Annotated in this window: 18 protein-coding genes; 6 read left to right on the top strand and 12 right to left on the bottom strand. The window is 66.4% G+C overall.

Features of this window, described 5'->3' with window-relative positions; translation table 11 throughout:
• Positions 1–92: 92 nt before the first annotated feature.
• From JSV65_06960 to JSV65_06945, 4 genes are all read right to left on the bottom strand, one after another.
• Positions 93–1,214, bottom strand: coding sequence for a hypothetical protein (locus JSV65_06960; GenBank protein UCH36088.1), 1,122 nt, complete (start codon positions 1,212–1,214; stop codon positions 93–95).
• A 182-nt stretch (positions 1,215–1,396) separates the two neighbouring features.
• Positions 1,397–1,771: a metallopeptidase family protein gene (locus JSV65_06955; GenBank protein ID UCH36087.1), complete on the bottom strand. Its 375-nt coding sequence runs from the start codon at positions 1,769–1,771 to the stop codon at positions 1,397–1,399.
• Positions 1,772–1,949: 178 nt separating this feature from the next.
• Positions 1,950–3,005 (bottom strand): methylcobamide--CoM methyltransferase, encoded by a 1,056-nt coding sequence (locus JSV65_06950; GenBank protein UCH36086.1) that lies wholly within the window; start codon positions 3,003–3,005, stop codon positions 1,950–1,952.
• 122 nt (positions 3,006–3,127) lie between these two features.
• Positions 3,128–3,811 carry a hypothetical protein gene (locus tag JSV65_06945; GenBank protein UCH36085.1) on the bottom strand — a complete coding sequence of 228 codons (684 nt, stop codon included), beginning with the start codon at positions 3,809–3,811 and terminating at the stop codon, positions 3,128–3,130.
• A 272-nt stretch (positions 3,812–4,083) separates the two neighbouring features.
• On the opposite strand from JSV65_06945, the gene JSV65_06940 reads away from it, so the two are divergent.
• On the top strand, positions 4,084–5,121 hold the full coding sequence (locus tag JSV65_06940; GenBank protein UCH36084.1) for a hypothetical protein: 1,038 nt from the start codon (positions 4,084–4,086) through the stop codon (positions 5,119–5,121).
• Here the strand turns inward: JSV65_06940 and JSV65_06935 are convergent.
• A complete protein-coding gene (locus JSV65_06935; GenBank protein ID UCH36083.1) occupies positions 5,118–6,482 on the bottom strand; it encodes an MFS transporter in 1,365 nt (454 codons plus the stop codon). The genes JSV65_06940 and JSV65_06935 overlap by 4 nt on opposite strands.
• On the bottom strand, positions 6,479–7,267 hold the full coding sequence (locus JSV65_06930; GenBank protein UCH36082.1) for a nucleotidyltransferase family protein: 789 nt from the start codon (positions 7,265–7,267) through the stop codon (positions 6,479–6,481). Before JSV65_06930 ends, JSV65_06935 begins: the two co-directional genes overlap by 4 nt.
• Positions 7,268–7,586: 319 nt before the next feature.
• On the opposite strand from JSV65_06930, the gene JSV65_06925 reads away from it, so the two are divergent.
• The 3 genes from JSV65_06925 to JSV65_06915 are packed head-to-tail and all read left to right on the top strand — an operon-like array spanning position 7,587 to position 9,577.
• A complete protein-coding gene (locus JSV65_06925) occupies positions 7,587–8,171 on the top strand; it encodes a phosphatase PAP2 family protein (protein ID UCH36081.1) in 585 nt (194 codons plus the stop codon).
• The gene (locus tag JSV65_06920; protein ID UCH36080.1) at positions 8,171–8,749 is read left to right on the top strand and encodes a CDP-alcohol phosphatidyltransferase family protein; all 579 of its coding nucleotides are present in this window, start codon (positions 8,171–8,173) and stop codon (positions 8,747–8,749) included. Before JSV65_06925 ends, JSV65_06920 begins: the two co-directional genes overlap by 1 nt.
• 57 nt (positions 8,750–8,806) lie before the next feature.
• On the top strand, positions 8,807–9,577 hold the full coding sequence (locus JSV65_06915) for a metallophosphoesterase (protein ID UCH36079.1): 771 nt from the start codon (positions 8,807–8,809) through the stop codon (positions 9,575–9,577).
• A gap of 24 nt (positions 9,578–9,601) precedes the next feature.
• Here the strand turns inward: JSV65_06915 and msrB are convergent, their stop codons facing one another.
• Positions 9,602–10,015, bottom strand: coding sequence for a peptide-methionine (R)-S-oxide reductase MsrB (msrB, locus tag JSV65_06910; GenBank protein ID UCH36714.1), 414 nt, complete (start codon positions 10,013–10,015; stop codon positions 9,602–9,604).
• A gap of 431 nt (positions 10,016–10,446) precedes the next feature.
• Between msrB and JSV65_06905 the strand changes: the two genes are divergently transcribed.
• Both JSV65_06905 and JSV65_06900 read left to right on the top strand, forming a co-directional pair.
• The gene (locus JSV65_06905; protein UCH36078.1) at positions 10,447–11,346 is read left to right on the top strand and encodes a thermonuclease family protein; all 900 of its coding nucleotides are present in this window, start codon (positions 10,447–10,449) and stop codon (positions 11,344–11,346) included.
• Positions 11,347–11,702: 356 nt separating this feature from the next.
• Positions 11,703–12,734, top strand: coding sequence for an alcohol dehydrogenase catalytic domain-containing protein (locus tag JSV65_06900; protein UCH36077.1), 1,032 nt, complete (start codon positions 11,703–11,705; stop codon positions 12,732–12,734).
• A gap of 47 nt (positions 12,735–12,781) precedes the next feature.
• On the opposite strand, the gene JSV65_06895 is transcribed toward JSV65_06900, so the two are convergent.
• The 5 genes from JSV65_06895 to JSV65_06875 form a co-directional block, all read right to left on the bottom strand.
• Positions 12,782–15,730, bottom strand: coding sequence for a GNAT family N-acetyltransferase (locus tag JSV65_06895; protein UCH36076.1), 2,949 nt, complete (start codon positions 15,728–15,730; stop codon positions 12,782–12,784).
• A gap of 373 nt (positions 15,731–16,103) precedes the next feature.
• Positions 16,104–19,337, bottom strand: coding sequence for a hypothetical protein (locus JSV65_06890; protein ID UCH36075.1), 3,234 nt, complete (start codon positions 19,335–19,337; stop codon positions 16,104–16,106).
• A 163-nt stretch (positions 19,338–19,500) separates the two neighbouring features.
• Positions 19,501–20,709: an MFS transporter gene (locus JSV65_06885; GenBank protein UCH36074.1), complete on the bottom strand. Its 1,209-nt coding sequence runs from the start codon at positions 20,707–20,709 to the stop codon at positions 19,501–19,503.
• Between the two features lie 185 nt (positions 20,710–20,894).
• Positions 20,895–21,926, bottom strand: coding sequence for a Gfo/Idh/MocA family oxidoreductase (locus JSV65_06880; protein UCH36073.1), 1,032 nt, complete (start codon positions 21,924–21,926; stop codon positions 20,895–20,897).
• Positions 21,927–22,032: 106 nt separating this feature from the next.
• Positions 22,033–22,392 (bottom strand): hypothetical protein (locus JSV65_06875; protein ID UCH36072.1); only part of this gene is annotated, 360 nt, incomplete at its 5' end.

The raw sequence follows: 22,392 nt of genomic DNA, 5'->3' as shown, positions 1-22,392 counted from the left end.
CACGCGTCGGCCACGGAAGACGCTTTGGCTGAGTGGAGTTCGGGTAGTCCAGGTCGGGCAGGTTTCGCGCCTACCCCTGCGTGATGCGCGTCTCAGGTGTCGTATCGGCCATGCTCCTCGACGGCCTCGACCATTGCCCTCAGGTTCTCCATCTTCGTGTCGGCAGGCACTTCGTCTCCGGTGATGAGAACGTAGCCGCCCCCCTCCATCCCCTCGCGCAGGCAGCGCAGGGCCTCCATACGCGCGTCCTCGACCGTGCCGAAGGAGAGGATGGTCGAGTCGAAGTTTCCCATCAGGCACATGCGCTTCCCGTACAGGCGCTTGGCTGCGGCCAGCGTGATATCTCCCTGATTCGGCTCGAAGGTCTCGACGAAATGCACGCCGGCGTCGGCGAACATCGGCATCAGGTCGCGAATGCGCCCGAGCGTGTAGAGGCCGGTGTACTTGCCCGGAACTGAGCGCACCATATCGGCCGCCATCACGACGTCGGGCAAGCACCACTGCTCGAACGCCTTCGGTCCCATGCTGGCCCCGGTTGCCCAGCAGATGTCCTGCCAGCCGACCTCGCACGGCGACGTGAGAAACGCTTCGATCTGCTTCCTCGCCAGTTCGCGCTCCAACTCGACGATGCTCTGAAGCAGATCGGGGCAGTCGTAGATGTCGGTGAGGATCTGCTGCATGCCGCGCATCTGCATCAGGTTCACGAATGGCGTCGGCAGATTGACGGCCGCGACCGCCTCTTCGCCGAACATCTCCGCCACGCGCAGGTAGTCATCCCATTCCGGCGCCCCCAGGCCGGCGAGCCGGTCCTCGACGATCCGGCGGTACGTTTTCCAGTCCTCTTCGCTCTTGACGTAGTACTCAACGGTCTTCCCGACCATCGGATCGTGTGGGATCATCCCGCGCGTTTCGCGCGAGCGCAGCGTGCCGTACGGGGTGTGCCACAGGGTCTCGGTTGTCACGCGGCCGTCAGGGCTGCGTTCGATGTCGGTGGTCTCATGGCGATAGCCCTCGGGCATACGAATCTTCACCCCGATGTGGCCGTTGCCGCGATGATGGATGGAGCCGATCATCTGGTGCACTTCGAACATGGCCTCCCATCCGGTGCGCCCGAGCACGGCGTGCGCGTAGCGATTGTGAATGAGCGGCGAGACCGGAACCATATCCGGCACGCCGCCGCGCAGCGCGGTCATGAAACGCTGCTTCCTGGTCATCCGCCACCTCTCTTTCGCCGTGGTGCGCCGCCGCGGCGCCGTCGCCCGGCCGGGGCGATGCGCCGGTTCAACGGCCGAATGTGCTCGCCAGCCACGCCAACGCCTCCGCGCGTAACTAGTGCGCGGGCAGACATGTTCGCGTCGCGATGGAGATCGCACCGTCACCGGCGCGGCGTCTGCGCCTATCCGTACCCCAACTCCTCGAGGCGTTCGTCCGAGATCCCGAAATGATGGGCGATCTCGTGGAGCACGGTGCGGCGCACCTGGTAGATAATCTCCTCCGGCGTGCGGCAGACCTGCTCGAGCGGGCGCTGGAAGATGGTGATCTCGTCGGGCATCATCGTCGGTGAGAATGGCGAGCGCTCGGTCAGCGGAACGCCGTGGTACAGTCCGAGAAGTACGCTGCCGGGTTCGACGCCGCGCTCGTCGTAATCATCCGGGCTCGGGTGATTCTCGATGATGAACTCGACGTTGTCGAGTTTATCGGCGAACTCATCCGGCAGCCCCTCGATTGCCTCGGCGACGAGTTGCTCAAACGTCTCGCGGGGAAGGCGCATGAGGCGTTATTCTACGCTGCGCTGCATCTTTCCCGCAGAAGGGTCAGCATACAGCTACTTGTGCTTGCAGGGGGGCTTTCGCGGGTCAGGGCAGGGCGATTTCCATCCCCGCGGCGAGACCAAGCCGGAACAGGTGACTGCTTCCTCAGGAGCGGTCGCGGCCCGTTCGCCCGCAGCCTCACGCGGCGCGATGTCTCCTCCGCACCTCGCGGCCGTAGTCCGTAATTGTGTCGAGGTACGCCTCGATGTTCTCCAGCGGCGTCTCGGAGGTGATGGCATTGCCCGCGCCGAGAATCAGGCCGCCCTCCGGCCGGTCGAAGGTGTCAATCATCCCCTTGATCCCCTGCCGCACCTGCTCGACCGTGCCGCCGGGCAGCAGGTACTGCACATCCACTCCCGGGAAGAACGTGATCCTGCCGCCGAAGCGCCGCGCTACCGCCCGCTGATCCATGCACCCCGCCTGAATCGGATGAAGCACGTCCAGCCCGATCTCGCAGAAGTCATCCATGATCTCGGTCAACTGGCCGCACGAATGGAGCCAGAAGTGCAGGCCGTGCTTGTGGCATTCCGCGATCACCGCGGCGAACCACGGCTTGAGGAACTCGCGGAAGGTCGCCGGGCTGAACATGAGCGCCTTCTGCGCGCCCAGGTCGTCGCTCGTGAGCCACCCGTCCACGCCGGCCCGCGCCAGGCTCCTCGCCACCTGCTTGTAGTACTCCACAAGCGCTTCGCCGAGGCGCTTCATTTCCTCGGGACGCTCGTGGAATGCGGCGAGCGTGTTCTCCATGCCAAGCAGCGTCCACAGGCGCTCGTAGAACAAGAACCACGGGCCGCTCAGGACGTACCGGTCCGCGTGGTTTTTCACGAACTCAGTCGTCGGCTCGATGCTTTCCGGGAGGTCGCCCCGAGGCATCTTCGCGAGGAACTCGTCGAGGTCGCTCCAGTCGGCGATGACGTGCCGAGCGTCATGCGCCCGGGGCTGGTCCTCCGCAGGCGCATCCCGGTACTCCCAGCGATACTCCGGGTACTTGCGCAGCATCTCACCATCACCGGGCGCCCGATATGGGGCGGACAAGACGTCGTCGGGGTAGCGCGCCGCAAGTTCCTTGAGGTCGTCACCGTACTTCTTCGCGGTTTCGTCGTTCCACCACTTGTGCAGCATCAGCGGCACCGCCGCGGGATTGCGGCGCTCCACTGCGCGCCTGACCTGCTCTTTGCTCAGAGGCTCAACCAATGCGTTCTCCTTGCTTCTGAATCTGAGGCCGACGCCTCTGCTGGCGCAATCGCTGCAGCCCGTCAGTTCCGCGCCGTGGGTGGACGGGCCTGAACCGCGTCACGCCGGGTCTTCTTCCCGCATCAGCATTTCGCCAGTATGCGCTCCGCCAAGTCTCGCCGCCGCTGCACGTGCTTGTCGCGGGCGGCGGGGCGCCTCAGGTAGCGCTCGCATGACGGAGCCGCGTATCGCATCTCCGCGGTCGCCGTGGGAAGATCAATCTCACTCAGCGCGAGCAGTGTGTAATAGAAGGGAAACCGTCGCCACCGGCCGTCGCCGTCGCGGTGAGACTTGAGCACTTTGATGCCGCCTCTCAGCCGGCGTTCGGGATCGGCCTCGGCAAGCCCGCCCACGGCGAGATGCCGCCACAGCGCGACGCTGCATCTCCCGCAGCAGTACATTCCAAGCTCATCCCGAGCCTTGACCAGCCGGCCCATCATCCCGCGACTCGCCTGCGCCAGAGCGTCGCGCACCTCCGCGTGCGCTACATCAAGAAGTATCAGCGCGCGGCACGCCTCTTCGCCCAGGATGTGGCGAGCGCCGCCTCCGGCGACCACCCGCTCGCCGCTGAAGAGCACCAGGTTCCTCTTCATGTCAGCCGCCGTCGGCGCGAACATGTCGGCATACGAGCCGGGCTTGCCCTGCCGCGCGGCAATCCATTGCGCCGCTTCCTCTCGCTCCAATTGCGACAGGCGCCGCCCGTAGAAGAATGCTTCGTTGACTGCGTCGAGGGTCGCGGCCAGACTTCTGGATCTCACTATGTTCATGGCCACCTCCGTGCGCAGAGCGCGATTGAGGCATCCCCGTAGGCCCCGAGCTCCGAGACCTGCGCGGCAATCGCCGCCTCGAAGTACGCGAGTCTACAGCCCATGACTGACTTCTTTCACTCGCCGTGTCATCCTGCCACCCCGGTCCGGCACCGGCACCGTTGGATGGCAGGACGGACTCGGGGAGTTCTCGAAGCACATCGGCGGACGCACCTGCAGACCCCCACAAAGGTCAGGTGGGCCAAGGTGATGCGTCGCCGGGGGATTCCGCGATGCCGGGACGGACCGAGGTCGCCGTACGGGAAGATGCGTTTCTCATCAACGGTGCGCCGACGTACGCAGGGCGCGTCTATGACGGGATGAAGATCCAGGGCCTGCTCATGAACAGCCGCATGGTGCAGGCGGTGTTCGATGATCTGAACCCCGAGACGCGCGGGCGCTGGGCGTATCCCGACACCGGCGTGTGGGATCCGGAGCGCAACACGGCTGAGTTCATCGAGGCGATGCCGCTGTGGCGGGAGCACGGGCTGCTCGCATTCACCATCAACCTGCAAGGCGGAAGCCCGCAAGGCTACTCGAAGGAGCAGCCGTGGCACAACAGCGCGTGGAGCGCGGACGGCGATCTGCGGCCGGACTATCTGGCGCGCGTCAAACGAGTGCTGGATCGCGCCGACGAACTGGGCATGGTCGTCATCCTCGGGCTGTTCTACTTCGGCCAGGACGAGCGGCTGAGGGATGAGGCGGCGATCAGGGCGGCGGTTCATCGCGTGGCGGACTGGGTGCTGGGCGCAGGATACAAAAATGTCCTGATCGAGGTCAACAACGAGTGTGATGTCAGGGCCTACGAGCATGAGATCCTGCAACCGCATCGCGTGCACGAGCTGATCGAGCAGGTGAAAGGCATCAGCCGCGCCGGTCGGCGCCTCCTCGTGGGGGCGAGCTACGCGGGAGGCAGCGTGCCGGACGACTCGGTCGTCGGGGTCTCGGACTTCGTCCTGATGCACGGCAACGGCGTAGAGGACCCCGCGCACATTGCGGAGATGGTGCGGCAAACTCGCGCGCTGCGATCATACCAGCCGATGCCGATCCTGTTCAACGAGGACGACCACTTCGATTTCGATAAGCCGACGAACAACATGCTTGCCGCGGTATCCGCGTACGCCTCGTGGGGCTACTTCGATCCCGGGGAGAGCAACTACCGCGACGGCTACCAGTGCCCGCCGGTGAACTGGGGCATCAACACGGAGCGCAAGCAAGGGTTCTTCGACCTCGTGCGGGAGGTGACGAGGGAAGGAGATCATCGCCGTTAAGCTGCAGGGGCGTCTGCGTCCTGGCTGCCACGCGGCCCGTCACCCCGGTCGTGTGCTCGTGCGACCACGCGCTCCTTGATCGGGTGGATCATCGCCGTCCCGATGGCCAGATAGACAATCACCAGGAACAGCACGACGCGGTACCCGAAGCCCTGCCCCACGTGCTGGTTGAAGTAATACGCTACCATGCCCCCGATGAACGGCGCGATGACCTGCGGCACCGTGAACGCGACGTGCCACACGCCCATGTACTTCGCTTCATCGCGCTCCGGCAGCAGGTTCGTCGCGAACGCCCAATCCACCGCCATGAACGCCCCGAACCCCGCGCCGAAGATGAAAGCAGCCCCGAATGCGACGCGAATCGAACTGGTCAGCAGGAACACCAGCGCGGCGACAGCGGTGACGGCCGTGGACGCATACACCACTCGCTTCTTCGACATGCGGTCGGCGAGCATCCCCGCCGGGAAGTTGCCGAGCAGCCCGGACACCGTCGTGATGACGAAAATCTGCGTCACCGTGCGCACCGGATCCGGCGCGCGCAGCGTGTCGCTGACGTAGTAGAGCAGGAACTCGGTGGCGGTATAGAATCCCATGTTGATGACGAAGCGCGACGCGATGAGTCGGAAGAAATCGGCGTATGCGCGCGGGCTGACGCGGAATGACTCGACTACGGTCGCGGCGAGGCCGATGCGCGGTGCGGGGTTGTTCGCGGCGGTGCGCTCCGGCAGGCGCCACACCGTGTACAGCATCGTGCCCACCAGCAGGCCCGAGAGGGTTACCATGATCGTCCACAGTCCGCCCGGGCGGGTGATGAGCAGCCCGCAGAGTATCAGCCCGCCCAGCTGTCCGAGCAGACACGCCATCCCCATATACGCGCACGCCGTGCCCTGATGCTCCCGGGGCACCATGTCCGGGATCATCGCCTGATACGGCGACGTCGCCACGTTGACCCAGAACTGGATGAGACAGAAATCTACGATGAGCAGCGGAATGGAATTGACTCGTGCCAGCCACAGCAGCGATGGCACCGACAGCAGCGCCCCAAGGATCACGTACGGTCGCCGCTTGCCCATGTACCAGCGCGAGCGATCGCTCATGGCGCCGACGACGATGACGACCACGGTTGAAATGAAGGCGCCTATCGCAAGCGTCCATCCCAGGTAGAGGTCCTTCTGCTCGCCCGCCATGTCTTTGACGAGGGTCTGGATGACAATCGTGATCATGCCCGCCCACAGGAAGGACAGCGCGAACCAGAAGACGCTGAGGTCGAAGTAGAGGAGCGCGCTCTGCCTGGGGTAGCGTGTTGCGACGGAGGAAGCCGCCTGGTGGTTCGGATCGCTGTCGGGGGCTTCGGTTGTCACGCAGATGCTCCCTCACCCCGCCCGAGTTGCTCGGCGGCGTAGCGGTACTCCTTCGGCAAATCAATGTCGAAAGCCAGCTCCGGCGCGCAGCCGAGCACCGCGCCGCCGGCGCAGCCGAGGAGAGCCGCGCATCGCCGCTCGATGTCGGCGATCGTCAGCCTGCCGACGACGAAACGAACGATGAACATCGGTCCCAACAGCCGTATCATCGCAATCTGGCTCTTGCGCGCCGCAAACGCCGCCTCGATGCGCGCGCGGTTCCTGATGATTGCCTGCGGGTCGGCGAGGAAAGCGCAGCCGAGGGTCCACCGTCCATCGCGCAGGCGCACGTAGCGAACCGCGAATCCCGGGAAGCGCGCTTCGTACTCCTCGCGGCGAATCAGCGGCACGCAGATGTCCACCTCAGACGGGCAAGCGTCGAGGAAACCGGTGATGGCCCCCGGCGTCAGAAAGGGAAGGTCGGTGGTCACGATTAGGACGCGGTCGGGAAGCCCGCTCCTGGCCTCGCGCAGCCACTCCAGACCGTGCAGTATGTTGGCCGGGCTTGACGGCCCGCCTTCCGCGAGCACGGCATCGGCGCCCCGCCCAGCCGGGTGCGCCGCGACCTCGTCGGGGCCGATGACGACGATCCGCCCCGCCCTCCCGGTATCGCGTAGCGCCGCCAGAATACGCTCCAACAGGGTGCGGCCGTGGAGCGGGATAAGCGCCTTGATCTCCGTCCCCGCCTCTTCGGCGAAGCCCCCGTGAATCCGCCCGCCCGCTGGCAGGATCGCGTCAATTGCCATCGTTGGTATGCCCTGAAGCCGGATCGCCGTGATCTCCTCGTCCCTACTACTGCGGCTGCCGCGATTCTCCTATCGCAGCGGGCCCTCATGTGAGAATGGACCGGTGACGGGCGCGCGGACTCGGCCTCGCAAGCGCCCACCCAGCTTCGGCGATGACCATGGCGCGACCGCCGACAGGAGTAGGGCAGGGCGCCGCAGAACCACCCGACGAACCGGTCCCGGCGGAACTGTGCGCTCGCTTCGACGGCCGCGCCGTCTCGTTTCCATCGCTCGCGGCACTCGCCGGGGCGGGAGACGGCCGACCCAATGGACGAACAAGATGGTGTGGCGTTTCCGTCAGATTGACGAGGCCGTCCTGCTCTTCCTCAACCACGTCGGCGCGGACGGGATGCTGCGGGACATCGTCATTCGCCTGCTCGCTACCGGGTTGCTGTACGCGCTCCTTGCCGTGGTCATATATGTCTCACTCAAGAAGGACCGCAGCCCGCAGATGTTGATCGTCGCCGTGGCCGGCGCCCTGGTTGCCGGGATGGTCGGCAAATTGCTTAATCAGATGGTTCCCCGAGACCGGCCGTTCGTCGCATTGCCCGACGACGTGCGCCACGTCGCACTCATCGTCCGCCCCGACTCCTTTCCGAGCATCCATGCGGCGACTGCCTTCGGCCTCGCGGGAGTTGTGCTATTGGGCTACTCAGGGCGTTGGGGTGCCGTGATGCTCGGACTCGCGTTGGTCATGGGCGCCGCGCGGGTGGCGGCTGGGGTGCATTGGCCGTCAGACATCGGCGGCGGCATGCCGATTGGTGTAGTTGTGGCCGCCCTCGTGGTCGCGGCGCAGCGACGCTATTGGCCGCATCCCCGTCGGGCCACGGCGACGCCCGCGGCGAAATCTGGAGGATGTCACTGATGTCCGAAGGCAAACCAGCACAAGCGGGGCCGGTCACGCCGCCGAATCTCCTCACGTTCTCGCGGCTGATCCTGCTCCCCGTGGTGATCGCGGGAGTCGTCACGCGCCACGGATACGTCGCGGTCGCGGCCATGGGGCTGCTGTGGCTGACCGACCTGCTCGACGGGCGCATCGCGCGGCGGTTGGGGCAAGCGGCTTCGTTCGGCGCAAGCCTCGACAGCACCGTTGACTTCGTGCTCATCTACTCGCTGTTCATCACCTTCTATGCCGCCGGCCGCCTGACGACGTACCAGTTCGCGTTCCTGTACCTGGCGATGCTCACCATCCTGTCGCTGCAATTCGCCGTCCTGGCGACGGGCCGCAGCGAGATCGCCACGACCAAGCTGGGCAAGCTGACTGGCGCCCTTCAGTACGGCTATCTGCTCTTCCTTGTCGTGCTGGAAGTCATCCCGAGGAGTCCGAGTGTCGTCACGGGGGATGCCGTCATCTTCATCGCCGTCGCGGCGGCCATCGTGTTGAACAGCGTCGAGTGTGTCATGCGTATCCGCGACATGATAGGCGCCGGGAGCGCCGAATGATGGCGCGCACCGGCACGACGGCGCAGCGACATTGCACGGCGGGGGCGTGAGCACAGCGTGGTTCGACGTGTGACGATTGTCTGCCCCCGCCTGCCCGAAGCCTTCGACGGTCTCACCGTCGCCGTCGTTGCGGACATACACGCCGGGGGAACGCGCGGGACGCGTGCCGCCCTCGCGAGGATCGTCGAGACCGTCAACGGCCTGCACCCCGACGTCATCGCTCTGCTCGGCGATGTCGTTCACCGCGCCGACCGTGCCGCCGTGTACCTGCGCCTCCTGCGCGGACTCAAAGCCAAGGAAGGGGTCTGGGCGTGCCTTGGCAACCACGAACACGGCTACATCTGGTTCTCCAAGTACATCGGGCCGGCGGTCGTCCCGTCGGCGGATGAGTGGCGGCGCATGTTCGCGGACGTCGGGGTGCGGCTCCTCGTCAACGAGGCGCAGCCGATTCCGAGAGGCGGTTCGCGTATCTGGCTCGTCGGAGTGGATGACGCGTACAGCGGAAACGACGATCTGGCGGCGGCGCTGGAAGGCATGGATCCCACGGAGTTCCGCCTCGCCATCACACATTCCCCGGATCTCATAGACGATCCGCGCGCCGGCGAGCTGGACGCCGTGCTTGCCGGACACACACACGGCGGGCAAGTATCTCTGCCGCTGCTCGGGCCGCTGTGGGCGCCGTGCCGGAAGTTCAGGCAGCGCGCGGCGGGCATCGTCCACGGCAGCCGCACCGCGATGTACGTTTCGCGCGGCGTCGGCGAGGGTCTGCCGATCAGATTCGGCTGTCCGCCGGAGATGCCGTTCATCACGCTGCGCAGGACGGGCTGATGCGCTCGTCGCTGCCGCCGCAGGTCACTCGTCCTCCGACTCGCCGGTCGCTTCGAACTCCAGAGCCGCCGAGTTGATGCAATAGCGCAAACCCGTCGGCTCCGGGCCGTCCTCGAACACGTGCCCGAGGTGGCCCCCGCAGCGGCTGCACAGGACTTCCGTACGCAGCATGCCGTGGCTGGCATCCGTCTCAGCGGCCACGTTCCTCGCGTCAACCGGCGCATCGAAGCTTGGCCAGCCTGTGCCCGAGTCGAACTTCGTCTCGGAGTCGAACAGCGGCTGCCCGCACGCGGCGCAGTGATAGACGCCCTTGTCCTTGGTTTCCCAGTACTGGCCGGTGAATGCGCGCTCGGTGCCCTTCTCACGCAGGACGTGATACTGCTCGGGAGTGAGCTGCGCCCGCCACTCGGCGTCGCTTTTCACGACCTTATCTGTCATGTGTCCTACCCCCAGCGTTTCCGGTTGCGCCTGGCTCGTCCCTTCCGTCAGCCGGCACCCGCCGCCGACGAAAAGCAGCGCAGCGAGAACCGCCGCGACGGCCAGTTGGGTCGTTCCTCGCATCATCATAACACCCAATCCCGTGGACGGTGCGCGGCCACCAGAGTTGTCGCCTTTGCCCCTCCGCGGGCAAACCGCGCAGCCCACGGTATAGAAATACCCATTTCACCCGTCCCGCTGGAAACGGCGCGTCGTTCCAACCGACATCCAGCCAAACAGCGAGCGGAGAATCTCCGGTGAATTGCAGGCTCGTGTGACAGGAATCCCACAGGCCGGCGGCCAACGGCCAACTGCCCGGGACCCAGTCCGTTGGCGAGTGAGGCATCCAGGCAGCGCTCGCTCCGCGAAGACGCGAGAAAGGGGGACGGATTATGCCGTCAGTCACGATCTTCTGGGATCCGATAGGTCTCGAACTCGACTCCTTGGGAAGCAACCGCCTCCTGCGGATCACCGATGGAGACACTCCCTACGTCTCCATGTCCATCCGTATGCTCAGCGTCGACACCCCGGAGGTGCACTATCCGGGGAATCAGAGGCCCTCAGCACACGACGACGCCCTGGGACAATTGGCGCAGTGGATTCAACAAGGGAAGGCGCCAATCACCGACGGCCTGGCACAGCACCTGCGCCCTAAGCTGGCGACCGGAACGGCGGGCACGCTTCACGAGCAGCAAGGACAGCAGGCGACGGCGGAGTTCACCAGGCTTCTGGATGACAAACTCAGCCGACCAGGCAAGACCAAGCGCAATCTGTTTCTTCGCGCCGCTGACGAACACTTCGACCAGTACGGGCGGGTGTTGGCCTACGTTGCCCCCTCGTACACCGCTGAGGAAAGGCAGACCATGTCCCGCGCGGAGCGCGCGACGTTCAACCTGCTCATGGTCGAGTCGGGCTGGGCCGCGCCATTCCCGATCTATCCGAGCCTGCCGCAGCATGTTGATCTCGTGATGTTGCAGGAGGCCGCCAAGGACGCGCACGACAACGAGAGGGGCGCATGGGGCGATCCCAACGCGCTCACCGGCTATGAGTTTCGCATGTGCGTGAAGCTGTACAAGGTCACCAGCAAGCTCGTCAAGGGCCAGAAGCTCTCCTCGACCGAGAGACACGGCTGGATCGAGCGCTTCTGCGCCGACATGACTTCAAGGCAGATATTCTACCCGCAGGATTACCACAAGGTCGCGCCGTACAATCGGATCTTCATCTGGCCCAAAGACGTCGCGCAAGCCGTCAGCAAGATGAACCTGCTGCCCGGTGCGTCGGCACCAGTCTAGATCGAGCGAGCGAAGCCGAGCGCCGGCCTCCGCCCGGCGACATGACCGCTGCGGCATGCTCACCCGGGCAGCGTGCCGCGCGGTCGGTGCCGCTCGCGCGAACCGCATCTCGCAGCGCCACGGCTCTTCGGGAGCGCGGCGACACCGGATCGCCGAGGATGCGGCACGCGGCCCTTGGCCCGCGAGGAAACACCCCCCGCGTAACGAAAAGCACAACGCGGTTCGCCCGTCCGCGGCATGAGCAGAGGCTTCGCCGAGGCCGCCACCGTTACTACTTGCGGGCTGTGCGGATCGGCGTCTCGCTGATGGATACCTGCGGATGGCATCTCGGCCGCATCTCATTCGGAGCGCTGATAATGACCACGATGAAGGCGGCGGTGTGCACTGCGCAGGAGAGGATTGCCATCCAGGAAGTGCCCCGGCCGGTGCCGGGCGAAGGCGAGGTGCTGGTCCGGGTGAAAGCGACTGGGCTGTGCGGCTCGGACGTTGACGGCTATACCGGCCACCACCCGATGATTAAGTGGCCGATCATCCTCGGCCACGAGTGCTCCGGCGTCATCGCCGAACTCGGCCCGGGCGTCACCGGCTGGCAGGTCGGTGATGAGGTCGCGGTCGAGCCGTTCTTCACGTGCAAGCAGTGCCCCGCCTGTCAGGAAGGCAAGTACAACCTGTGCGCCGATTTGAAAATCACGGGGCACCAAGTCCCGGGTTCGCTCGCCGAGTACGTCATCGCCGAGGCGTGCTTTCTCCACCGCAAACCCGACAACGTTCCTTTCGAGGAAGCGGCGATTGCCGAGCCGGCCTCCGGCTCGCTGCACGCGGTGGAGCGCTGCAACCTGCGGACCGGCGACTTTGTCGTCATTCTCGGCTGCGGGACGATCGGTTCGCTCGCCATGCAGCACTGCCTCAACAAGGGCGCGGAGGTGCTGGTCACCGACATCCTCGACTTCAAGCTCGATGCCGCGCGGAAGCTCGGCGTTGATCACGCGTTGAATCCCGACGTGGCGGACCTCGCCGCTGGGGTCATGAAACTGACCGGCGGCATTGGCGCGGATTGTGTCATCGAGGCCGTCGGGCATCCCGACACGCTCGCCTCCACCGTCGGGCTTATTCGGCGCGGCGGGACGATCATGCTCATCGGCTGGTCGGGCAACGAGACGGATCCGTTCGACCTCACATCGGTGACGTTGGACGAGTTGACGGTCCTGGGCACCCTCGGCTTCTGCCGCGACTTCCCGACCGCGCTGAAGCTGATGAGCCGCGGCAAGGTGCAAGTCGCGCCGATCATCAGCCACCGTCTGCCGTTGGCGCGCGTCGAGGAGGGCATCAAGATGCTGCGCGATCGGGCGGACAACGTGTGGAAGATCGTCATCACCGATGAGGCGTGAGGGCCGCGTCGTGACGCACGCGCGGCCGTCCGCGCCCCCGGCACGTCTTACAGCGGAACCTTCGGGAAGACGGTCTCCAGGAGCTTCGTGAGCTGCTCGCCCACCCGCGGCTCAATCACCATGCGCGCCTGGAGGTACGCCTGGAACGGCGTCTCCCGGCCGAAGGCGATACGCGTCGCCGTGTAGTCGTCACAGCGCAGCACGATGTCGGCGGGCCGCGCGGTCGGCGCGGACGCCGTGACTACAGCCTTGCTCACCGCGACGCGCGCCTGGTGACGCTCAGCGAGAATGTCGATCACGCCTTCCCAGGATTTGAAATCCTGGGATTCGGCAAGGCGCCGTTCGATGGCCGGCGCGATTTCCTGCAGGAACTGAACGAGGTGCCGGACCTGCACCATCCACTGACCGCCGGTAGGCTTGACCTCGTACCCGGCGCGGTGGAGCGCCGCCCGGATGCAGTCATCTTCGGAGACCTCGTACCACTGTATCCGCTTCGCGCCCGGCCTGTGCACCGCCCGGTGGATCAACGCGAGCAGCGCATCGGCCACGGCGTCGCGCTGCTCATCTTTCGCCTTGACTGCCAAGCGAGCGATGTGCGCTTCTTCGCCGCCGCTATAAGCCGCTGACGCAAAGCCCACGATGTCGCGCTTGCGCAGCGCGAAATAGCCGAACTCCGCGGGGTCGAGCTCCCCGTGGGGCAACCCCTCCGGTTCCTCATATACTGTCGTCCGGCGTTCCTCGCGCCAGAACCCGAGGGCACGCGGGGCGTCCCCATCCTCGTATTCGCGGAACGTCACGCCGGTCGGCAGGCGCAGCGGCGCGTTGCCCGGCAGCGCGCACGTCCACACCTCATGTGCCTCGAACATGTCCACGAAGCCGAAGTCGCGGTAGAGCCGGTGAGCGACGTTGCGCGTGCCCGTGCCGAGCCCGGAACACGAGCATTTCATCGCCGCCGGGTAGTTCATCGTCCGCTCCATGGTGTATCGCGACAGCCCGCGCCGCCGCCAGAACGGCGAGGTGTGCACCCAATGCACCGAGTGCAAGCTGGCGGCTGCGTCCGCCGTGAACGGCCGCAGCTCGGGTAGGGAGAAGATATTGTTGACCTTGTACCCCTCCACCTTGCAGTGCATGGCGATGTAGCCGTCGAACTCGACCTCCAACTCACCGGCCGGGTTCCCGTCGGCGTCTGTGACGTTTTCGAGGGAGAGTTCGTCCGCTCGTTCGCTGCCGGCCTTCGTCAGTGCGTACCACGCGGCAAGCTGGAAGCGTGGCTCGAAGCGGCGCGCGAGCGGAATCAGGTCGTCGGCCACCGATGCGTCTCCGAGATCCGCCAGGGCGAGTCCGGCGACCGCGCGAATCCCAGCCGGCTTCCGCGCGGCCCACAGCTTCCTCAACTTGCGCGCCGCTTTCCGCTCGGCTTGCTTACTCAGCTTGAGCGCCGCGCATAGAGCGCCCCAATCGTCCGCGGGAAGTCCATTCGTGGCCTTCATCGCAGCAAGATCCAGCGCCGCGTCCATCCGGCTGGAAAGCGACTCCGATTCGTCCCGCAGCGCTTGGTTCAGTCGGGCCGCCATCCGGGCCTCGATGTCCTTCGCATCCGGCTTCACGACCGGCAGCGGATGCACGGTCACCCCGCGCTCGGCGAACCACGGGAACAAGTCCTTCCCGGCTGCCAGGCCGAGATAGTAGATGCACCGGTCGCTCGGCCAGGCGTAGTTGGGGGGCAAGTGCTTCCACGGATCCTTCTCCGGGATGGTCGCGGCCAGCTTCGCGAGCACTTCGTCGCCGTGCTCTGCGGCAAACTCGCGAATGACGACCAGCCCGCGCGGGCAGTCTTCCCGGGTTTCCTTGTAGTTCCGTGCGAGATCGAACACCTTCGCCCTGTCGTCCATCTCCGCGATCCAGCGTTCGGCACGCTCGCGGCAGCGCGCGGCCTCGTCGCCGAACCCAAGCTCGTCGAGCAGGCCGAGGACGAAGTGGATACGCCACGCAGCGTGGCTGAACACCGCATCAAGGCTCTCCGCAAAATCGAACTGCCTTACCCCGCGCGTTACGAGCATGGCCAGTAACTGCCGAACGCGCGACGCCGGGGGCGCCTGCGCCCCAAGCTGCCCGTAACCGCCCCAGCGGCGGCACGCCACGGCATCGGCCAAGGCGACGTGCGTCGGCGGCTTCCAGGCCGTCGCGAAGCGCGCTTTGCAGGCTGCGTTCACCATATCCACCAGGCCTAGAGTCTCTTCGACTCGATTGGCGCAGCTGCGGTCATAGGTGACGTGGAAGTAATCGCCGCGATTGATGCCGCCGCGGCGCCCGATGTACTCCGCCACCTGCGCATCCTTGTCGGCTGCGGCTTTGCCCCCGGCAGCCAGCCATCGCGCCACGGCGCGGCACGTGTAGCCTCGTTCGCTCGCAAAGCATGACTCGCCGACCACTGCCACGCGGCCCTCGCCGAACGGAAAGGCCGCAGCGATCGGCTGCCGAGTCGGCTGATGCGAAGCCACTATCTCCGCCCCCTCGGGATGAGAAATCGGCGCGCAGCAACCGATGATCAAGCCGGCACCGGCGCCACCGAGCGCCGCGTGGCGCCGGATTCCCACCGCTTGATGCGGAATGCCCACCGTCAGCTCCCCCTGAGCCCTGGCGCCCGCGCAGTCGCCGGACTGAAACGCCGCTCCGAACAGCCCCGCGACGTCGTTCTGGGCCATCTTCGCCACGGGCAAATTGGTCTCCAGCTCGAAGACCGGCGCGCTCGCGGCCAGCAGAAGACCGCCGCCCTCTGCAACGAACTCGCGGATTGCAGTCAGTTCCGCGCGCGTGTATCGCTTCACCGACTGCCCACAGATCGCAAGCACGTCGTACCTCTCGAGCAGCGAGCGCGTCAGAGGTCGGCGATTGTCGGTGCTCTGAAACTGAGAATAGGGCAGCAGGTTGGCAAACTGCTCTCCGCCGACCGCATCCCTCGAACGATCGGCGAGGACGCGGATTACAGAAGACATCAGAGTCTCTCCTTCGAACGGTCAATCACGGTCCTGAGCATTACGGTGAGAACCATCATCCCAAGAAGAGGCAAACGCGCCCGCCTCTTGCCATCCGTGCCCCGACAAGTCGGGCTCCGGAATGGGATCCTTGAGCACTATCCGCCCAGCCGAGAGCGGGGCGGCAATGCAAGAACCCCATTGGGGGTGACACGAAGCAGGCGCGTCAAGGGCTGAGGTGCGTTTATCCTGCCAACTGGATTATGGTTCTGTCGCCGGTCAGCCGCGGAGAACTATAGCGTCTCGCGGATTGGTTGTCAACTCCCTTGCGCCTCGCGGCGACACGCAGCGCGACCAGGCCGCGCCGGCGGAGGGCGAGAGTCGCAGGCCGTCCCTATTTGCTGAGATCAACCTCCAGGGCGGTGGTGAGCAGGATGTCGCCGGCGGCGTCCAGCGCGCGTACCTCGATCGAGTACGTGCCGGCGGCGGCGCGGCGCGCATTCCAGCGGAAACGATACGGGGCATTCTTCTCGCGCCCGATGCTCGTGCCGTCTACCGCGCATTCGACCACCGCGATGTTCCCCGTCCCCGTCGCCTCGATGTCCACCAGGCCTTTCACGGTCTCGCCCGGCAGCGGCGCGATGACCGTCAAGCTGTTGTACAGGTCGCGGACCGTGCCTTCCGGCGGCATCTCACGGCGGTCCTGCGTTATCATCAACTGCGTATAACCGCAGCGTACCTCGTCGGTCGAGGTGAGCGTGACCGCATGCCTGCCACGCGCCAGGTCAACCGTGCCCAGCGACTGCCATCCGTCCCGCGCCGAAGCCTCCGCGACCCCCGCGGCTTTCCCGTCGAGACTGACCCGGATGCCACCACCGCGCGGCGCCGCCAGGAGCCACACACGGTACGCCCCGCCCATGATATTGATCGTCGCCGCGTCCACGGCGTCCTTGCGCGGGCTCCAACGCGACCCGCCCCACTCGGAGCCGACCTCCCACTGACCCTCGAAGTCTCGGCCCGCCCTGAGTGAGATCGCTTCCTTCGCCACCGTGCCCACATGGAAGCCAAACCTCCGGCTCGCCGAGGCGTTCTTCTTTGCATCGGCGGCGCTCACCCAATAGGTCACGTTGTCGCCGTCGCGGGTGCCGTGAATCTCGCCCGCGTATACTTGCGACGTGCCCCGCTCTGCCATCGGCACCGCGATCGTCCCGCCCTCGTTGATGCTGTAGTGAAGCCTTACCGCCGCCACGCCATCGGGGTCGAAAACCGAGGCCAGAACGCGCACCGGCAGCCCCACCACTGGGTACGCAGGATCAGTCCCGACGCCGAGCACGGAAGGGCCGTCCGGATGCGCCACGATGCCAAGCGCTGCGAGTTGTGCCGGCGCGCCTCCCTCGGGTGTCGCATCGCTGAGCCGGACGCGCAGCGTTCGTGCCGCCAGGTAGTGCGCGGGAATCTCCCACGACCCGGGCGCCAGGGGGACCTCACTCGACTTGGTGCCGATGTCCTGCCATTCCTTGCCGTCGCTCGACACCTCGATGCGATACTCACCGCCGACGACCGCCTCGAGCATCGCCCGTGCCCCCCTCGGCGCTCCCGACAGCGGCAGTTCGTACATCGCCCTCTCGTCGCCCGTCACGGCTCGAATCCCCTCCGTCACGCTTCCGCCGCCCTCGACGATGTAGGGCGCGTCGCCCACGGGAACCAGGGGCCAGAGATACGAAGCGGCCGCGACGTCGGTCGCCAGCGGATGCTCGTCATTGCCGTCGCGCCAGCCGTCGGCGTCGGTGTCGGGGTTCCCAGAGTCGGCACGCAGCAAGCGCTCGACGGCATCGGTCAGCCCGTCGTCGTCGCCGTCAGGCGCATCCACCTCGAAGCGAACCGGCTGGGTCCACGTCACGCCGTTCTCGGCGTCCGTCGCCCGCACGCGAACGCTCGCTTCTCCTCCCTCGAGGAGCGGCGGGATGGACCAGGAGTAGGTGTGATCGGGGCCGGGGTGCAGGACCGCGGTCCACTCCGCCGGCCCGCCGGAGACGGAATAGACGGCTCGCACCGAGTCCAACTTCACCGGCGAGCGCACGGTCACGCGTACCTCGACATCATCCTCCGGTTCCGGCGCCGCGGGCCGCAGCGACACATCACCGATGACCGCCGAGCCCTTCTTCGGCTTCGCCCCGCTCGTCACAGTGGTCTGTCGCGCGACTTCGAGGAATTCGCGCGGCCGCAGCACCGCGTACCTCTCACCGAGACGGCTGGCGATATGCGCGATGTCCGTCGGCGTCAGCGCGGTCGGATCCACACTGACATAGATGTACTTGTTCGTCTTGCCGGCATCGCGAATGGCTTGCAGGGTGTCGAACGCGTCCCGCGCGCGGATGGCCTGCGCCACCACCGGCACGTTTGCGTACAGCCCCGACTGGAGCCGCGTCCCCGGTCCGAGCAGGATACCGCGCACACCGGACTTGCCGTACTGCGAGAGCGCCCGCTCCACATCCGCGGCCGGACCCGGATCGGAAAGAGCCGCCACCCGCAAGTCACCGGCGCGCACCCACGGTGCCATGCGCTCGACGATTGCCCCCCACTCGCCCTGTCCGCTCGGCATGAGGTACCCCGGGCCGTTGGGCGCGAGGATCAACTCGTCATTACCGCTCAGCCACGCATCCGCGATATAGCTCTGGATCACTGCCGGCGCCAGGTCGAGCAGTGCGGGCGATACCGTCCACCCCACGGGTACGCTGCCGCGCGCGGGATCATCCCACAGCGCTCGCATGTCCGCCAGCGCATTCCCGAGATCCGTGCCCCCCTCATACACGAACGTCACCAGGGTCTGGTATGCGAGCGGCGCCAGAAGATCGAGTTGGTGCAGCGGGGCGCTGATGGGATGCGCCGAGTGGAATGACAGATTGCTCGCGTACGAAATCGGCAGCAGGATGTGCTGACGCTGGGCGAGCAGTCCGACGAGACCCTCGTCGACGGCCATCCCCGGGGCGCCGACGAGGAGCGCCCCCGGCTTGAGGCGTGCCAGGATCTCACGAAAGATGCCGGCCTGTTCCTGCTCGCTCCGGTCGAGGTCAACGGCGAGCACGCGCTCTTTGGCGAGGTAATCGCGGAGGTCGCTGCGCTCGGGGCCGATCACGGCGATCCGGTCGGTAGCTGCTTCCGGCAGCACCTGGGCGATGGCATAGCGATAGGCGGCCGCGCGGTTCGGCCAGCGCCCGCGCGCGTCCAGAACGGTCTTCAGCCCCATATCCTGCGGCGTCAGCGCGGCGTCGAGAATCGCCGCGGCGGCAGCGGCGAGGTTGACCGCATGCTCTTCCGCCGGATCGTAGAGCACCTGCCCCGCGAGCCGGTCGCTCACCTTGCTCGCCAGTTCGTCAGGCGCCACCTCGACGATCTCTCCCTCGTAGAGCGAGAGCCACCGGGCGTCCACCGGCCCGCGGATGGTGAAGATGCCGACTTCCGAGGGATCGCGGTTGACGACTCCCTGAATGCTGGCCACCAGCATCCGGGTCGGCGCGTCCGCCTGCGACAGATCAACCACAAGTATCTGTCGCGCGCAGGCGGGGGCGACCAGGAGCGCGGCAGTACACAGCGCCAGCAGAGAGGTGAACATCATCCGGGGGCGCAATTGGGGCCTCCTTCGCCTGGATTATTGACACTACCCCTAGGGAGGGTGTGCCCTGCATGTGATGCGTGCGCGCATGAATAGTTCGCGCTCGGAGGATTGCTTGTTTCGCCGCGAATCATAACACCGGCCCTGGACGCCGTCAAGCGCGGCGCATCAGGCCATATTATGACGTCGGCGGCAGGCACTGGGTTCGCCCGCCGACGCGCGCGAACAGCAGCGCCACGAGCGCCATCGCCGCCGCCGGCAAGGCCATCGCCCAGCGCAGGTTCGTCGCCTCCGCCACCAGCCCCATCGCCGCCGGCAGCGTCATGCCGCCGACCCCGACACTGGTTATCACCAGGCTGAAAACCATCGCGCGGCGCTCCGCAAACCGGTCGCTTGCGGAGGTCAGAATGAGACCGAACGAGCCGGACAGAAAGACGCCGACCATCGCCGATGCGGCGATGCCCCAGCCGGGGGTCGGCGCGAGCATGGTCAGCCCGCTTGCCACCGCGCCCCCTCCGCCGAGCGCCAGCATTAGCCGCTCCGCGGGAATGATCTGCACCAGCCACGTGCAGGCGAGTCTGCCCAGGGTCATCGTGATCCAGAACGCGGTGACGGCTTGCCCCGCGATTTCCACCCGCGTACCCATGCCCCTCTCGATGAGCGCGCTGATCCAACCGGTGTAGCCGATCTCCGAACCGACGTAGAGCATCATGGCGAGGCACAACATGAGCAGCGTCGGCTGGCGGAGCAGGACGCCGAGTTGGCGCAGAGGCAGAGGTTCCACCGGCCGTTCCTCCGCGCGCTGCACGAGCAGGGCGAGGAAGAGCGCGGCCGCCACCGCTCCGGAAACGAGGAAGTGACTCTGCCACACCCCTCCGCGACTCAGCAGGACCGCGACCAGTATCGGCCCCGCGACCGCGCCGAAGCCGAAGAAGGCCTGCATCAGATTGATCGCGAACCCCTCGCGCCTGGGGTTGACGTCGGCAACCATGGCGCTCGCCGTCGCCTCGACGGTCGCCCCGCCGACGCCCATGACAAGCATCGCGCCGAGCGCCCACCACAAGCGCAGAGCCGCGAACGGGCCCGGGCTGGCGCCGAGCAAGAATAGCCCGGCGGCGAGTATCGCCAATCCGACGGCAGTGACGCGCCGTTTGCCGAAGCGCTCCGCGGCGAAGCCGGACGACAGCACGCCCGCCGTGAAACCGACGAAGAAGACGGTGAACAAAGCCCCCGTCGCGCCCAGCGGCACGCCGAACGTGCGCGCAATAGACGTGAGGCACGGCCCCACGGCGAACAGCGCCAGCCCGTAGGCCGTCAGGGTGAGGAACAACGTCCAGCTCACCGGCGCGAGCGGCGGGCGGGGCTGAGTATGTGCAGTTTCTGCCAATGAGTGATCCCGGGACTAAGAAGACGGCACGGGCGAGGACTGGGCCTCGCCCGTCAATCCGCGCGCCTCTATTCGCATGTCCTGTGCGCCGCCGCGCCGGCGCGACTCACGTCGGCCGCCGGGTGCCCGCTGAAAGGCGGCGAACCGCTATCGCGCTGACGGCGTCGGCCTCGGCCCAAGACGATTCAGCCGCCGCCCAGCATCGGGCGCCCGGTCGCTTTGCGGTAGATGTCCGTCAGCAGCGCCAGGCTGCGCCGGGCCTCGCGGCCGGTGACATACGGATCGCGCGCCTCGCGCAGGGCCGCGATGAAGTCGGCGATCTGCGCGTCGTGCCCAGTCAGCCCGCCGATGGCCGGGTCGGCAGAAGCCACCGAAGCCGCGGCGCCTGCCTCGGTCGCATCCTCTTCCTCGCCCTCGGCGCGGAACAAGGCGACGCGGTCACCTTCGAGCACCGCCGCGCCCGCAGTGCCGCATACCTCGACCCGTGTCGCGAGCCCGGGCCACGTCACGGTCGAGGCCTGGATCGAGCCCCACGCGCCGTTGGCGAAATGGAGCGTCGCCTGGGCGATGTCCTCGGCCTCCATCTTGCGCGCCTGGGTCTTGATTTCGGCGAAGGTGACTTCCGCCACGTCGCCCATCAGCCACAGAATCTGGTCGAGGTAGTGGATGGCCTGGTTCGACAGCACGCCGCCGTCGAGCGCCCACGTGCCGCGCCACGTATCGCTGTCGTAGTAGCTCTGCGCGCGGAACCATTTCACGCTCGCGTTGCAGAGCAAAAGCTGCCCGAACTTGCCCTCGTCTATCGCGGCCTTGACGCGCCGGGCGTCGCCGTCGAAGCGATGCTGGAAAATGCACGCGAGCTTCACGCCCCGCTTGTCGCACGTCTCGATCAGCCGGTCCACTTTCTCCAGCACCACGTCAATCGGCTTCTCCGTGATAACGTGCTTGCCGGCCTCGGCCGCCGCCAGCGCGTGCTCGGCGTGGAGGCCGGAGGGGGTACACACGTTGACTACCTGCACGTCGTCCCGCGCGAGCATCGCCGCGTAGTCCTCGTACGCCTCGCAGCCGTGCTGCTGCGCGACTTCCTGCGCGCGTTCGGGGCGGATGTCGTGCACCGCCACCAGTTCCGCGTCGGGCAAGGCCGCGATCGTCTTGGCATGATGCTTCCCGATGCCGCCGCAGCCGATCAGCCCGAATTTTAACACGTCACTGCTCATGAATCGCTGCTCCTCCTGAACGAGTTCCGTCGCGTCCCCCTGGGACGACGTTCGCCGAGGGCGCATCGTTTCCTGCCCTTCGGGGCACGTCGCTACGCCGCGCCGACTAGCGAAGGTCAGTCGCCTTCAGCGCCTCCAGCGCCTTGGGAAGCACCGCCGCGTCTATTGCGTCGTCGTCGTTGCCGACGGTGACTGCCTTGAACAGGAACCAGTTCTCGACGTGCTCGACCGTCTCGCTGGGCGCAAGCGCCGTCATCGGGCCCAGCGTTTCGACCTCGAGCATGTCCGCGTTGGTGAACACTTCGGTGGAACAGCCGAAATCGGGGTAAGTCGCTCCATCGCGGTATTGGAACGTCTTGACGAAGAGGTCGCCATTCACGGCGTAGGCGATCCAGTTCTCGCGATTGCCGACGCCGATTTTCTGCGGCTTGGTCGCCGTCGGATCTTGCTGGAGCGTGATGTACTT

This window comes from Armatimonadota bacterium (assembly GCA_020354555.1).
Lineage (GTDB): Bacteria > Armatimonadota > Hebobacteria.
The sequence above is the reverse complement of the archived record's forward strand: the minus strand, read 5'-3'. Positions and strand labels throughout refer to the sequence as shown.